At 57.4% G+C, this 13,121-nt stretch carries 15 protein-coding genes; 1 reads left to right on the top strand and 14 read right to left on the bottom strand.

What is annotated here, in order from left to right:
- Positions 1-61 precede the first annotated feature (61 nt).
- Positions 62-1,084: a LacI family DNA-binding transcriptional regulator gene (locus RW023_RS03935; protein ID WP_315579976.1), complete on the top strand. Its 1,023-nt coding sequence runs from the start codon at positions 62-64 to the stop codon at positions 1,082-1,084.
- Here the strand turns inward: RW023_RS03935 and glmM are convergent.
- The 14 genes from glmM to RW023_RS03865 all read right to left on the bottom strand — a co-directional run bounded on the left by glmM (position 1,081) and on the right by RW023_RS03865 (position 13,017).
- Positions 1,081-2,430, bottom strand: coding sequence for a phosphoglucosamine mutase (glmM, locus tag RW023_RS03930; protein ID WP_315579975.1), 1,350 nt, complete (start codon positions 2,428-2,430; stop codon positions 1,081-1,083). The two genes, RW023_RS03935 and glmM, sit on opposite strands and share 4 nt — an antisense overlap.
- A 112-nt stretch (positions 2,431-2,542) precedes the next feature.
- Positions 2,543-3,034, bottom strand: coding sequence for a 30S ribosomal protein S9 (gene rpsI, locus RW023_RS03925; protein WP_009408809.1), 492 nt, complete (start codon positions 3,032-3,034; stop codon positions 2,543-2,545).
- A gap of 44 nt (positions 3,035-3,078) precedes the next feature.
- Positions 3,079-3,522, bottom strand: coding sequence for a 50S ribosomal protein L13 (gene rplM / locus RW023_RS03920; RefSeq protein ID WP_019126481.1), 444 nt, complete (start codon positions 3,520-3,522; stop codon positions 3,079-3,081).
- A gap of 225 nt (positions 3,523-3,747) precedes the next feature.
- Entirely contained in the window at positions 3,748-4,734 is a 987-nt protein-coding gene (gene truA / locus RW023_RS03915) for a tRNA pseudouridine(38-40) synthase TruA (RefSeq protein WP_315579974.1), read from the bottom strand.
- Complete coding sequence (locus tag RW023_RS03910) at positions 4,722-5,471, bottom strand: ROK family protein (protein WP_315579973.1); 750 nt, start codon at positions 5,469-5,471, stop codon at positions 4,722-4,724. Before RW023_RS03910 ends, truA begins: the two co-directional genes overlap by 13 nt.
- Positions 5,472-5,602: 131 nt before the next feature.
- Positions 5,603-6,184, bottom strand: coding sequence for a 50S ribosomal protein L17 (gene rplQ, locus RW023_RS03905; protein WP_291457907.1), 582 nt, complete (start codon positions 6,182-6,184; stop codon positions 5,603-5,605).
- Positions 6,185-6,225: 41 nt separating this feature from the next.
- Positions 6,226-7,224: a DNA-directed RNA polymerase subunit alpha gene (locus RW023_RS03900; protein WP_009408803.1), complete on the bottom strand. Its 999-nt coding sequence runs from the start codon at positions 7,222-7,224 to the stop codon at positions 6,226-6,228.
- Between the two features lie 150 nt (positions 7,225-7,374).
- Positions 7,375-7,782 carry a 30S ribosomal protein S11 gene (rpsK, locus tag RW023_RS03895; protein WP_009408802.1) on the bottom strand — a complete coding sequence of 136 codons (408 nt, stop codon included), beginning with the start codon at positions 7,780-7,782 and terminating at the stop codon, positions 7,375-7,377.
- A 55-nt stretch (positions 7,783-7,837) separates the two neighbouring features.
- A complete protein-coding gene (rpsM, locus tag RW023_RS03890; protein WP_315579972.1) occupies positions 7,838-8,212 on the bottom strand; it encodes a 30S ribosomal protein S13 in 375 nt (124 codons plus the stop codon).
- A 141-nt stretch (positions 8,213-8,353) separates the two neighbouring features.
- Positions 8,354-8,467, bottom strand: coding sequence for a 50S ribosomal protein L36 (gene rpmJ / locus RW023_RS03885; protein WP_003790577.1), 114 nt, complete (start codon positions 8,465-8,467; stop codon positions 8,354-8,356).
- A gap of 43 nt (positions 8,468-8,510) precedes the next feature.
- Positions 8,511-8,732 carry a translation initiation factor IF-1 gene (gene infA, locus RW023_RS03880; RefSeq protein ID WP_009408800.1) on the bottom strand — a complete coding sequence of 74 codons (222 nt, stop codon included), beginning with the start codon at positions 8,730-8,732 and terminating at the stop codon, positions 8,511-8,513.
- 184 nt (positions 8,733-8,916) lie between these two features.
- Positions 8,917-10,293 (bottom strand): FAD-dependent oxidoreductase, encoded by a 1,377-nt coding sequence (locus RW023_RS03875; RefSeq protein WP_315579971.1) that lies wholly within the window; start codon positions 10,291-10,293, stop codon positions 8,917-8,919.
- Positions 10,293-10,862 carry a hypothetical protein gene (locus RW023_RS03870; RefSeq protein ID WP_315579970.1) on the bottom strand — a complete coding sequence of 190 codons (570 nt, stop codon included), beginning with the start codon at positions 10,860-10,862 and terminating at the stop codon, positions 10,293-10,295. The genes RW023_RS03875 and RW023_RS03870 overlap by 1 nt, the downstream gene beginning before the upstream one ends.
- A 4-nt stretch (positions 10,863-10,866) precedes the next feature.
- Positions 10,867-13,017, bottom strand: a complete 2,151-nt coding sequence (locus RW023_RS03865) for a hydantoinase/oxoprolinase family protein (protein WP_315579969.1) — start codon at positions 13,015-13,017, stop codon at positions 10,867-10,869.
- Between the last annotated feature and the right edge of the window lie 104 nt (positions 13,018-13,121).

Genomic DNA, 13,121 nt, shown 5'->3' with positions numbered 1-13,121 from the left:
CTAACACGTTATAGTTGTTGTGTTAACACGCTTTTTCCATGGCAGATCAGGAGCAGCAAGAATGGAACGAGCAACGCGGGCCGACGTCGCCCGAGCAGCAGGAGTTGCTCCTTCGACGGTTTCTTTGGTACTGAACGGCCGCGGACCAGAAGTGAAGATCGCGCCCGCAACAATTCAGAGAGTCCAAGATGCAGCGCGAGACCTGAACTATATTCCTAATGCTGCTGCACGTTCACTTCGGCGCGGCAGTTCTCGACTGATCGCGCTGCTCATGGCAGAACTCCCAGATAATCCCTTCGTTCCGGTCGTTCACACGGTTCTCACAACCGCCATGATCGAAATCCAAAAGCGCGGATATTTGCTTCTTCCGCTCTTCCAATCAAGTAATGACCCCTCAGATGCGCAGACAATTCGCTCAGTCTTAGGGGACACGCAATTAGCCGGGGTCATCCGCGAAACGACCTCCGCCGAGAGTTTTACCTCCATGTTTCTGGCAAACCTCGGTATTCCCATCGTTGCAATGTCGATGATTAATACGGAAGACACCCAAGGGGCCAGCGCTCTGGTGAGCATTGACGAATGCGCGGGAGTGAAAGAAATCCTCAGCGAGCATCTGAGCGCACAAAGACGCGGACAGGCAGTTTTTCTTGCAGGACCGAATACCAATCACTCACGCCAGCTCCCCCTTGAAGCCACCTTCGGCACGGGTTTCACTTTGCTTTCGCTTCCCGATTGGGATGCCTCGACCGCATACCAAGCAGCCCTGCGCCTTCTCTCAGACAACCCGGATATCACCCTGATCGCCGTCGCCGATGACTCGCAGGCACCGGGCGTGTTCCAAGCCGCCGCCGATCTCGATCTCCGCGTTCCACACGACCTTTCCATCCTGGGATTTGGTAATCAAGAACCCGCGAGCAGCCAAGCCCTTGGCCTCACAACCGTCGAGTGGCCGCTGCGGGAAATGACACAGGGCGCCGTTGAGGCGATGATTTCGGCGATCGAAAAGCCGCGCAAAGCAAAGAAAGCTGAGCGGCTCATCGTCCCCACTCGCGCGGTTTGGCGCTCTTCTGTCGCTCGTCCTTAGAGCGACAGGCTTTCCTTCACCACGTCAGCCAGGCGCGAGGCTACGCCATCGGCTTGCGCCTGCGTCGCCGCCTCGACCATGACGCGAACCAAGGGCTCGGTACCGGAGGGGCGGAGCAGGACGCGTCCGGTATTGCCCAGCACGGCCTCGGCAGCAGCAACTGCCTCTGCCACGGTTGGATCGGTTGCTGCGCGAGTACGGTCCACTCCCCCAACGTTGATCAGGGTCTGCGGGAGGCGCTTGATGAAGCCGGTAAGGTCTGCAAGATCGCGTCCAGATTCCTTCACCATGCGCGCGAGCAGGAGCGAGGAGAGAATACCGTCGCCGGTAGTCGCATACTTTTTCGCAATGATGTGTCCGGACTGTTCGCCGCCCAGGGAGTATCCACCCTCGAGCATGGCTTCAAGGACGTAGCGGTCACCGACGCCGGTCTGAATCGTCTGAATACCGGCCTCTTGCATGGCAAGAATCAACCCGAGGTTCGACATCACCGTGACAACCAGTGTGTCCTTGGCAAGCTGCCCCTCATCGCGCATGTGGACAGCCAGCGCACCCATGATCTTGTCACCATCAACAAGATTTCCGTGGCGGTCGACCGCAAGGCAACGGTCCGCGTCACCATCGTAAGCCACACCGAAATCAGCCCCGGAGGCAACGGTCAGCGCCTGAAGCTGTTCGGGGTGCGTCGAGCCGGCTTTGTCATTGATGTTGCGACCATCGGGGGCAGCATTGATCACGACAGCGTCAGCACCGGCCTGACGGAAAGCTTCAGGGGCAAGGAAAGAAGCACCGCCGTTCGCGCAGTCAACCGCAATACGCAAGCCGCGCAGGTCTGTTCCCAAAGAGGTCATGAGGTGCTCAATGTAGGACTTTTCTGCCCAGTCATCGTCGTATTCGACCTCACCAACAGCGGCGCCCGTGGGACGATCCCAAGAGGTATTGAGGAGCTCTTGGATCTGGTCCTCGACCTGGTCAGGGAGCTTGTAGCCGCCGTGCGCAAAAAACTTGATGCCATTGTCAGGCATGGGATTGTGCGACGCGGAGATCATGACGCCCAGATCAACTGAGGACGAGGCCGTCAAGTGAGCAACGGTCGGGGTCGTGACGACACCGACGCGGACAACGTCCATTCCCGCGCTTGCAAGACCTGCCGCCAGCGCGTGGTCGAGGAACTCGCCGGAGATTCGTGTATCGCGACCGATGATAGCTTTCGGTTTGTGTCCCGAGGCCGGCCGTCCTTGAATTGTCAGGCGAGCTGCCGCTTCACCCAGTTCCAGTGCGAGGGGCGCAGTCAAATCAACATTTGCCAGTCCGCGTACGCCGTCAGTTCCGAACAACCTGGTCATCGGGGTTCCTCCCAAATTCGATATCGAACTCTCCAAGTTTACCCGGCTTGCATAGAAATGACTCGTGGCTCCAACCAAAAGGTGGAGCCACGAGTCGAAGTAAAGGCGAAGATCAGCGCTTCGAGAACTGCGAAGCCTTGCGTGCCTTCTTGAGGCCTGCCTTCTTACGCTCAACAGCGCGGGCATCGCGGGTCAGGAAGCCAGCCTTCTTCAGTGCGGGGCGGTTCGCGTCACGATCGATCTCGTTCAGTGCGCGAGAGATGCCCAGGCGCAGCGCACCGGCCTGGCCGGAGATGCCGCCGCCATTGATACGAGCGATCACATCGAAGCGACCGTCGATATCAAGCAGGGTGAAGGGAGACTTCACGAGCTGCTGGTGCAGCTTGTTCGGGAAGTAATCTTCAAGAGTGCGTCCGTTAATGGTCCACTGGCCGTTGCCGGGAACCAGGCGAACACGGGCAACGGCTTCCTTACGGCGGCCAAGGCCCGCGCCGGGCGCGGTGATGGACTGACCAGCACCAGCAGGCGCTGACTCAGTCTCTGTGGTGTAGGAGCTGGGGACAACTTCCTCATCCAGCTCAAGAATCTCGGTGGTCTCAGCCACAGTTCTCCTCAGTGCAGTTCGTTGGGCTCAGAAGCGCGACGCGCTCACTGGGCGACCTGGGTGATTTCGTAGGGAATCGGCTGCTGGCCGATGTGCGGGTGCTCAGCTCCGGCGTAGACGTGCAGCTTCTTGAACTGCGCGCGGCCGAGGCTGGTGTGAGGAAGCATGCCGCGGACTGCCTTCTCGACTGCACGTTCAGGACGCTCAGCCATGAGATCGCGATAGCGTGTTGCACTCAGACCACCGGGGCGACCGGAGTGGCGGTAGGCCATCTTCTGGTCAAGCTTCTTACCGGTGAGGGCAACCTTGTCCGCATTGATGATGATGACGTAATCGCCCATATCGAGGTGAGGGGCAAACGTCGGCTTGTGCTTCCCACGAAGGATAGCGGCAACTTGAGCCGCCAGGCGGCCGAGGACGACGTCAGTGGCGTCGATGACGTACCACTGCTTGTCGGCATCCGCCGGCTTAGGTGAATAGGTGCGCACGGGCGTAACCTTCAATTCTTTCTGTCATGGGGCCTAGCATCGAGTATTCGACGCACCGGCCCGCTATGAAACGGTTCCGCGAGGCATCAGCCGAATTTCTTCTCCGGCGAGTGGGAAGGCACCGAAGGTCCAGCTGACACACAGCACCTGCTAGTTTATGCGCCAAAAGGCAGCGGGGTCAAAGCACAGACCAGAGTGTGGCTTATTCCTCATATCGTTTCTGAATCAACCAGCGCAGCAATTGCCGCCCATCGCCCATTCTTCAAGGCTTCCGTCAAAGGCAAAACCACGCATACGGCGTGCTCGGTGAACCTGATCGCTCCACTCGGCCTCGTCGGGATAACTCACGGATTCCAGGGTCAGCCCATGCGCGGGGGCAATCGGTGCCGCCTCTTGGCGCGAGGCCTTCTCAAGCAGCTGCGTAGGCCAACTTTCCTCACGCGCTCCCCTACCCACCTCAATTAAAGCGCCAACAAGAGAACGAACCATGGAATGGCAGAAGGCATCAGCGCGCACATGACACTCGAGGACCCCAGTCCCCCCGGCCTCGGGAATAATACGTAACTCACGCAGTTCACGAATCGTCGTCGCACCCTCGCGCGGGCGGCAGAAGGCAAGGAATTCGTGCTCACCCAGTAGAGGCTGCGCTGATCGGTTCATAGCCTCGACGTCAAGGGCGTGGGCGACCTCGTACACATCCCAACGCCGCGCCAGTGGCAGTTGCCCCTCGGGGGCCAGGCGATAGGTATAGGAACGCTCAAGCGCTGCGAAACGCGCATCAAAGTCTGCGGATACCACGCGTACTTCGGAAAGACGGGCATCAGCAGTCCCCCGGGGCACTTTGATACCTGTTGTCGCCATATGTTCGATGTATTCGCGACCAAGAAGCGAATTCACCCGTCGCAACAGCGCGCGACAGCAGGCCTGGTTGAGGTCCTCGTCGTTTTCGGGGCGGTCGGATTCTCGTATCAAAGAGTGGAAGACATCAGAAGCGCAATCAAAATGGGCGACTTGATGGCGAGCGTGAACTCCGGCATCAGTTCGCCCAGCGACGGTCAGGATCACAGGACGGCGCAAAATTGTCGAAAGCGCTTGGGTGAGAACGCCCTGAACAGTGCGAAGGCCATCTTGTGCAGCCCATCCGTGGAAGAAAGTGCCATCGTAGGCAAGATCCAGACGGATCCGTAGCTGGGAAGTACTTAGAGCTCCCACGAGCGCACCCCTCCGATAATGCCAGCATCATTGGGGACAATGATCACGTCCTCCCCAAGACGATCGCGGGAGGTTGGGACAATTCGTTTTGAATTGCCACCGCCCAGATACAGACGATCCCACATGTACATGGGACGCAGGCCATCCACGACTCGGCGAACGCGGCGAGACCAATGGACGTCACCGAGGCGAAGTCGCTCATGCTCGCCGATATAGTCATCGTAGGTCAGGCCCCAACGAATCGGCCCCTGTGAGACCTCGACGTGTGGAGAAAGATGCCCACCATCGAAGACCGCGTTTCCAAGCCCCGTGCCCAGCGTGATGATCATTTCTAGGCCACGTCCGGTGATCACACCGGCTCCCGCAACTTCAGCATCATTGAGAACTTTGGTCGGAATGCCAAGAGCGCTCTCAACCGCCTGCCCCATGTCAAAGTGATCCCACTTCTCTACGAGTTCGGGAAGAGCACGCGATCGCGGGCCATCCTTCGTGATGTAGTGCGGAGTTGCGATCACAACCCCATGGCGAATCATCCCCGGCATACCAACGGTCACGCGATGAGCTTCTGGAAGCTGAGCTGCAAGATCGGCGATTGTCTGAACCAGCAATTCAGGGGGAAGAGGGTAGGGCGTGGGCGTCCGTTTTGGCGGGGCAACCATTGTCCCCTGCCCATCAAGGACGGACGCTTTAATTCCGCCACCGCCACAATCCACTGCCAGTGTCATCTCGCGAGTCATAGGTACAGGCTACCGCCACCGATGACTTTCATCCTGAAAAAGCAAGAAATATGAAGGCGACGATTGACACGACAAAGGGGCCGGTACCACGTGTGGTACCGGCCCCTTTCAAGTCGCTTACGCGAAAGAGATCACTTCTCTTCTTCGACCTGCTCAGCGGCGTCAGCCTCTTCGCCGGCCTCGGCTGCGATTTCCTCAGCCTCGTTAGCCTTGGCGAGATCGCCCTCTTCGCGAGCCTCTTCGGCGCGCTCAGAAGCGGCCTCTGCAGCTTCCTCAGCCTCTGCTGCAACCTCAGCTGCAGCGGCCTTTTCGGCGGTCTTCTCAGCAGACTTCACGACTGCCTTCTTCTCGACGGCCTCCATGCAGAACTCAATCTGCATGAGAGGAGCGTTGTCGCCCTTGCGGTTACCCACGCGGGTCAGGCGGGTGTAGCCGCCCTGACGCTCGGGATCAAGCGCGGGAGCGATCACGTCGAACAGGGTGTACAGGGCGTTCTTGTCGGTGATGACGCGAGCCACGGTACGGCGAGCGTGCATATCGCCACGCTTTGCCTTGGTCACGAGCTTCTCAACGAAGGGGCGCAGGGCCTTAGCCTTGGCCTCGGTCGTGGTGAGCGAGCGGTGTTCGATGAGCTGAGTCGCAAGGTTCTTGAGGATCAGCTTCTGGTGTGCCGGGCTTCCGCCCAGACGAGCACCCTTCTTGGGGGTGGGCATTTTGTCTCCTAGGAATTTATGCGTCCATCGGACGCAGCATGTCAGATGGACTGATCGTCGCTGAAGTGGATGGAACCGGATTCGCTAGCCTCGCCGGAGGGCAGCACAGAATCCTTCAGGGTCATCCCAAGGGTTGCAAGAGCTTCCTTGATTTCTTCAATCGACTTCGTACCGAAGTTGCGAATGTCAAGCAGATCCGCCTCGGAGTGAGCCACGAGCTCGCCAACAGTGAGGATTCCACGACGACGCAGTGCGTTGTAGGAACGCGACTGCAGGCCGAGGTTCTCAATGGGCAGCGCGAGGTCGGCAGCGAGGGTGGCATCCGTGGTCGAGGGACCGACTTCAATGCCTTCGGCTTCCTCGTTCAGTTCACGCATCAAGCCAAAGAGCTCAACCAAGGTCTTGCCAGCGGAGGCAACGGCGTCACGCGGGGTGATTGCCGGCTTGGTCTCAACATCAATGATCAGGCGATCGAAGTCGGTGCGCTGCTCAACACGAGTTGCCTCAACCTTGTAGGTCACCTTGACAACGGGAGAGTAGATCGAATCGATCGGGATGCGGGAAATTTCAGCCTGGGGATCCTTGTTCTGAGCAGCCGATACGTAGCCGCGGCCACGCTCGACGGTCAGTTCGATCTCAAGCTTGCCCTTTTCATTGAGGGTCGCCAGATGCAGATCGGGGTTGTGAATCTCAACGCCGGCCGGAGGGGTGATGTCCCCTGCGACGACCTCTCCCGGGCCTGCCTTACGCAGGTACATAACAACAGGCTCGTCGTTCTCGGAGGAGAGAACGATCTGCTTGATGTTCAGGATGATCTCGGCAACGTCTTCCTTCACGCCCTCGATCGTCCGGAACTCGTGGGGCACACCATCAATGCGGATGGAGGTCACGGCAGCGCCGGGGATCGACGAGAGCAGGGTTCGGCGCAGGGAGTTACCCAGCGTGTAGCCGAAACCGGGCTCAAGGGGCTCCAGGATGAAACGGGAGCGCAGTTCGCTGACCTTCTCTTCGGTCAGGATGGGTCGCTCTGCAATGAGCACGTCTTAGTCCTTTCTTCCCGGCGCCCGCCATATGACGCCGGATCGGGGTCCCGCATTGCGGGGAAAAGGTAAGGACGAGGCCACGTATTCTTGTGTGATCCCGCCCAGACGTGGGGGGTGGATTTCCGTGGGATCTCCACCCTCCGGGGCTCAGACGCGACGACGCTTCGGGGGACGAGCGCCGTTGAATGCCTGGGGCGTCACGTCCTGAATCGAGCCGACCTCCAGGCCAGCAGCCTGAAGCGAACGGATCGCGGTCTCACGGCCGGAGCCGGGACCCTTCACGAAGACGTCGACCTTCTTCATGCCGTGTTCCTGTGCGCGACGCGCGGCGGCCTCGGCAGCAAGCTGAGCAGCGAAGGGGGTCGACTTACGCGAACCCTTGAAGCCCACCTGGCCGGAGGAGGCCCAGGAGATCACCGCACCGGTAGGGTCGGTAATGGAAACGATAGTGTTGTTGAACGTCGACTTGATGTACGCGTGTCCGTGAGTGACGTTCTTTGAAATCCTGCGGCGCGGCTTGCGTCCCGCGCCGGAACGAGTGGTCTTTGCAGCCATGTGTTTCAGTTCCTTCGAAGTCGTGTGTTAAAAGTCCACGCTGGACTTAGCGGCCTTACTTGGCCTTCTTCTTACCTGCAACGGTGCGCTTGGGGCCCTTACGGGTACGCGCATTGGTCTTGGTGCGCTGACCGTGGACCGGCAGGCCACGACGGTGACGAAGTCCCTGGTAGGATCCGATCTCAATCTTGCGACGGATATCTGCCTGGACCTCACGACGCAAATCGCCTTCCACCTTAAAGGTGTTCTCGATGTATTCGCGAAGCTTGACGAGGTCTTCCTCGGTGGCATCCTTCACGCGAAGATCGGGGCTCACGCCGGTGGCCTCGAGGGTCTCCTTGGCGCGGGTGCGTCCAACTCCATAAATGTACGTGAGCGCGATCTCCATACGCTTTTCGCGAGGGAGGTCGACGCCGGAAATACGTGCCATGTTTATGCTCCAAATTGTTCATCGGAGGTCGTCACCACTCCTCCCGGGTGAGCCACCCGGCCCCGGCCTCCGAACCGAGGGTCGCGCAAGCGCGTGTGGAATGATGCTGCCGGATTACTCCGGCGTTATCGCAGCGAGGGTTCAGCCCTGACGCTGCTTGTGCCTGGGGTTGTCACAGATGACCATGACGTTGCCGTGGCGACGAATCACCTTGCACTTGTCACAGATCTTCTTGACACTCGGCTTGACCTTCATGGTGTGTACCTCCGCTACCCGCAGGTAGCTTGTGTCGGTGTGTTCACTTGTAGCGGTAGACGATGCGGCCTCGAGAGAGGTCGTAGGGGCTCAGCTCGACGACCACTCGGTCCTCGGGCAGAATGCGAATGTAGTGCTGACGCATCTTGCCGGCAATGTGGCCAAGCACGATGTGTCCATTGCTCAATTCCACGCGGAACATCGCATTCGGCAAGGCTTCGATAACCGTGCCTTCGATTTCGATGACGCCGTCCTTCTTCGCCATATCCTCCGTCTATCCTCTACTACTTTTTCGGATTCGAACGGCCTGAGGCCGCTCGGGATTGTCCTCGGAAACAGGCATACTGCCCCCAAAGACACGTCCAAGGGTTGAGCCTACGCTATTTTGGCCCCTCTTGGAAAGCTGGATGCGGTGTCTATCGCCTCACTTGCTGATAGGCACCGCAGCTTCAGGATAAAGGTGAGACCTCATCGGCATAAGACCGAACCTTTGCCCCTGACAGCTCAAGGACCGGTATGTGCTCAGACTTTGACAGAGCACAGGCACATCCGGCTGCATCGCCCATATCAATCACGGTCGGAGTAATACGTACCGAGGCCTGCATCAAGAAAGTAGTCGAGATACACCTTCCAACCGTCAAAAGGTTAGAAACCTGAGGGTTAATCAGTGAGCGATACGGAATCTCGTAATAGTCACCGTGTTGATATCCCTTCTTATGGAACAGTCCCTTTGACTGCGAGTGGACATCGATAAACCAATCGCCCCGAACCAGCCCATCCTCGAATCGGGCCTGGTTCACATAATCTTCTTCCGTGAGCCGGTAGACCCCATTGATTCTCCACGATTCACGAACGCCAAGCATGGGGGCGATTCCTATGAGATATGAATGCTCAAATCCCGGCATTTTTGTCTGCAGGAATCGAGTGAGCCTATCAATGGTCGCGTGCGCTTCGATAATCGCCTCTGAGCGCCCCATCGCTGAGGTATTCGTGACCAGGCTGGGGATGTGCGGGCAATTGAAGGCCAAGGCTCCCGGCTTCCCGGGAACTGAGAAAGTCTGGTAGTACCTCAGGTCTCCTTCTTCAAGAAGTCCATCTGCAACGCCCTCGCGGAAGATCGACTCAAGGACAAAATCACGCCCGGCAACCATGGCCGATTCCCAGAAATATCCGGTTTTAAGAGGGGAAAAGTCATCTCCAAGCGACAGACAGTAATCTCTGTAGGCGTCAACATCAATTCCACCCATGATGAAACGTAGCGAGCACACCTGGTTTGCTCCTGTTTCATCTCCACTTTCGGTAGAAACACCTGCGGCGCGCGCAAGTACCGCGTCACCTGAAGCATCGACCATAGTTTGCGCATCAATGGCAACCAACCCCTGTGCAGTCATGACGATCAGCGATTGAAGAGTTCGAGGGCCATCTTGAGCTCGGTCATCAAGCACATCAACCAGCGTCGCGTCATAGAGGATAGTGCCGCCCGAGCAGGTTACAAGGTCTTCATAGACCCGCCCCAGACGCTCCGGCGCAAACCACACCATCGTCGTGGTTCCATCACGTGTTACTTCTCCCGAGGCCTTGAGTCCCTCCTCAACCTGCGCGAAGACTTGCCGGTGAGCCACGTACGTTGGCATCATCGGGCACACGGTTGCATTCGTCGCGGTTCCTCCCAGCATAGTGAAGCGATCAATGATGATGACTGAAAGCCCCAGCTGAGCACATCGGATCGCACAAGCAGCACCCGATGAGCCGCCACCGACGATTGCGACATCGTAGCTTCCGAGAACCGGAACATCATGCCCCGCGTAGTTAATAGTTGTCGTCATTAGTTTTCCTCTCCTTGCGCGGAGGAATAGAAACATTGATAAGTGAAACCGTAGGCACCGATTTCACTCAGTGAGGGAAAACGGACACGACCGATTCGCAGTGCACCACAACGAAACAATGGAATATCCAGCTCCCTTGACATCAGTCCAATCCGTGTCCACTCCAAAAAATGAAAATACTCATGGCACAGTGCCATATTGCTGGCCTGCTGAAGCTCCATCGAATAGTAATCTGCCCACAGCTGTAGCGATGGTGTATTTAGGGTGATCAATGAATGTTTGGGCTGATAGTGCGCAAAGAAGCGTCGCCCGGCAACAGGTTTGCTGTCCTCCTGCACTACTCTCAACCCCGCATGTGAACACACTGAAAAGAAGTCGGCAGCAACCACACGCGGGAAAAAATCACGGGCCACTTCCCGCCCTCGCTCCCATACCATTTTGAGGATGCGTTCTTGTTCATCATGAGGGATCCGTCTCACGGAAGGATCCCGCAATAACTCGTTACGAGCACACTCAAGACTGGGGAATGGGAATTGATCAGACAGAGCCCGCATGTGGTCACCGCTCACACTGCTACCCTTCAAGCCTTTCGGTTCCAACGACGATCAGCGAGGTCTGAGCGTCATAACCTTGAAGTTCTACAGCCGCCAGTGAACGAATCTGTTCCTCACTGGAAAGCCCCGAAAGATTGATGATCTTTCCGCCCACAACCAGATGCAGGTTCGGGTAATTCGCACCACCATCGTTGTAAACGGTCAACTGATCAATGGCCTCGTTAATCGTATTGACCGCGGAAGCAACCGTTGAGGGCCACACCTTAGCCTGCGCCTTCTGCAGTCGAATAACTCCCGTCGTATCAATCAAGCGAAGCGGATTCTTCGTTGTTGAGAGCAAACCAAAAAAGCGCTTCTGTTTGACCTGCGCGGTCACTGCGAGCATCTGATCCGTGCGAGCCGCAAGGCTCAAAGTATCCGCGGGAACGTCCAAGTTTTCGGCAACAATCTTCAATAGATCATCGTCACCAAGCGTTCCCCCTCTACCACTCTTGGTGCGCATCTCTGTCGCACCAACAGCAATCGCGCGTACAACATTACGCTGCGAGTCAACTTCAACGGTCACTTCAACAGTTCCAGGAGCCGCGCCCGACTCAATCGCCTTGAGCTCGGCTTCCCTGCGAATCGCGATCACATCATCTTGCGTTGGATTCACAACGGAACGCTCGATCATATCCCGCACCATTGCCATGGCCACACCAATCGTTGAGATCACAGCCGCATTACGGGCAATTCGATGTTGATGCCCCATGGTCTTCGCAAGGTGAGGGACGACCGCAGCAGCACCTCCACCGCCCCCTACAAAGACGGTAGTGCGCGGGTCAAGGTGGTAATCCTTCATCAATTGAGCAGCAACCGCAGCATTCTTTTGGTTCGCGAATCCCAAAACCTTCTGCGCAGCCTCATCAACGGAACATCCCATGGACTGTGCTAGGGGTTCCCAGGCTCGACGCGCGGCCTCGACGTTACCGCGCGCATAGTCACCATCGTGGACGAAACCGGCAATGTTCGCAGCCCCAGCCATAGTCAGGCACACACGCACTCCCCCATCGCACTCGATGACGGCGTACTCAGGATCACCTGCCAAAGGACGAAGCGCAACCAGGCGCGGATTAACAATTTTTTCTGGATCGGTATAGACCTCGTAATCCACACCCGCAATATGCGCGCTTCGCGGTCCGGTCGCAACGGCTTTACCATCGCGAAGCTGAACCATTGAGCCACCGCCAATGCCCACCGTACGGACATCCAGCGAATTCAGGTAGGTTTTGTGTCCACCGACCTCGGCGTAGGTCACCATAACCTGACCGTCTTTGACACACGAGATATCCGTTGATGTCCCGCCCACCTCAAAGAAGAGGCCATCGGTTAGACGCTCATAGCGAAGCGCACCCGCAACGCCAGCAGCCGGACCGGATAAAATCGTCAGAATAGGGCGCTTGCGGACCTCATCGACGGTCATAACGCCACCATCGCAGCGCATGACCATCAGCGGGCTCGCGATCTTCGCTTGGCGAATTGAACGCTCGGTCATGGTCGCAGCTTCCAGCATTTTTGGCATGATCGAGGCGTTGATGACAGCCGTGCGCGTGCGAACCTTGAGACCATAGAGCTTCGAAATTTCATTCGTTGCCGTGGCGGGGATATTACGCGTCGAGCAGACCTCAACAACCATTGATTCGTTTCTTGGATCGTCAACGCTAAATGCCTCGGCGGCGACGACTGCCTGCGCGCCTTGGTTTTTCAGTTCGTCCAAGCACGCCTCAATGCGGCTCTCCAAGCCTTCTTCGCCAGCATCGGTATATTGATTAACAGAGGGAAGCTTCTTTCCTTCGGCTAGTTCAATATCGCCCATGGTTGTGTCCGAACGACTTTTCGCGCCTTGAAGACCAGAACCCAGTGTAAGGATGCCGACGGTTGCGACATCGCCTTCAAGAAGAGCATTCGTTGCCTGAGTCGTCCCGTGAGCAATGAAGACAACATCCTCGGGCGCGATGTTCTGCGTTTCCAGCACTTGATGAAGCGCCTGGACAATTCCCGCCGCAACACCTTCTGGAGCATTGTGAGTCGTGGGAACTTTGGCACTGCCGATCAGCTCAAAGCTGTCGTTATCAATTGCAACTGCATCCGTGAAAGTTCCGCCGACGTCAATTCCAATTCGAACAGACATTCTAATTTCTCAATCCTTTTCTTTTGGGCACTCTGGATTCTGGTCTTCACTGTCGACTCAGCTGTAACGCTGCCTTAAAGCGCGATGCAGGTAACGGCGACGGC

Source organism: uncultured Actinomyces sp., from assembly GCF_963542285.1.
Lineage (GTDB): Bacteria > Actinomycetota > Actinomycetes > Actinomycetales > Actinomycetaceae > Pauljensenia.
The sequence above is the reverse complement of the archived record's forward strand: the minus strand, read 5'-3'. Positions and strand labels throughout refer to the sequence as shown.

What these genes read in the sequence shown, in the direction of transcription:
- RW023_RS03935 (WP_315579976.1), top strand. Translation starts at nt 62, where the DNA reads ATGGAACGAGCAACGCGGGCCGACGTCGCCCGAGCAGCAGGAGTTGCT.
- glmM (WP_315579975.1), bottom strand. Translation starts at nt 2,430, where the DNA reads ATGACCAGGTTGTTCGGAACTGACGGCGTACGCGGACTGGCAAATGTT.
- RW023_RS03910 (WP_315579973.1), bottom strand. Translation starts at nt 5,471, where the DNA reads ATGACTCGCGAGATGACACTGGCAGTGGATTGTGGCGGTGGCGGAATT.
- rplQ (WP_291457907.1), bottom strand. Translation starts at nt 6,184, where the DNA reads ATGCCCACCCCCAAGAAGGGTGCTCGTCTGGGCGGAAGCCCGGCACAC.
- rpsK (WP_009408802.1), bottom strand. Translation starts at nt 7,782, where the DNA reads ATGGCTGCAAAGACCACTCGTTCCGGCGCGGGACGCAAGCCGCGCCGC.
- rpsM (WP_315579972.1), bottom strand. Translation starts at nt 8,212, where the DNA reads ATGGCACGTATTTCCGGCGTCGACCTCCCTCGCGAAAAGCGTATGGAG.
- rpmJ (WP_003790577.1), bottom strand. Translation starts at nt 8,467, where the DNA reads ATGAAGGTCAAGCCGAGTGTCAAGAAGATCTGTGACAAGTGCAAGGTG.
- infA (WP_009408800.1), bottom strand. Translation starts at nt 8,732, where the DNA reads ATGGCGAAGAAGGACGGCGTCATCGAAATCGAAGGCACGGTTATCGAA.
- RW023_RS03875 (WP_315579971.1), bottom strand. Translation starts at nt 10,293, where the DNA reads ATGACGACAACTATTAACTACGCGGGGCATGATGTTCCGGTTCTCGGA.
- RW023_RS03865 (WP_315579969.1), bottom strand. Translation starts at nt 13,017, where the DNA reads ATGTCTGTTCGAATTGGAATTGACGTCGGCGGAACTTTCACGGATGCA.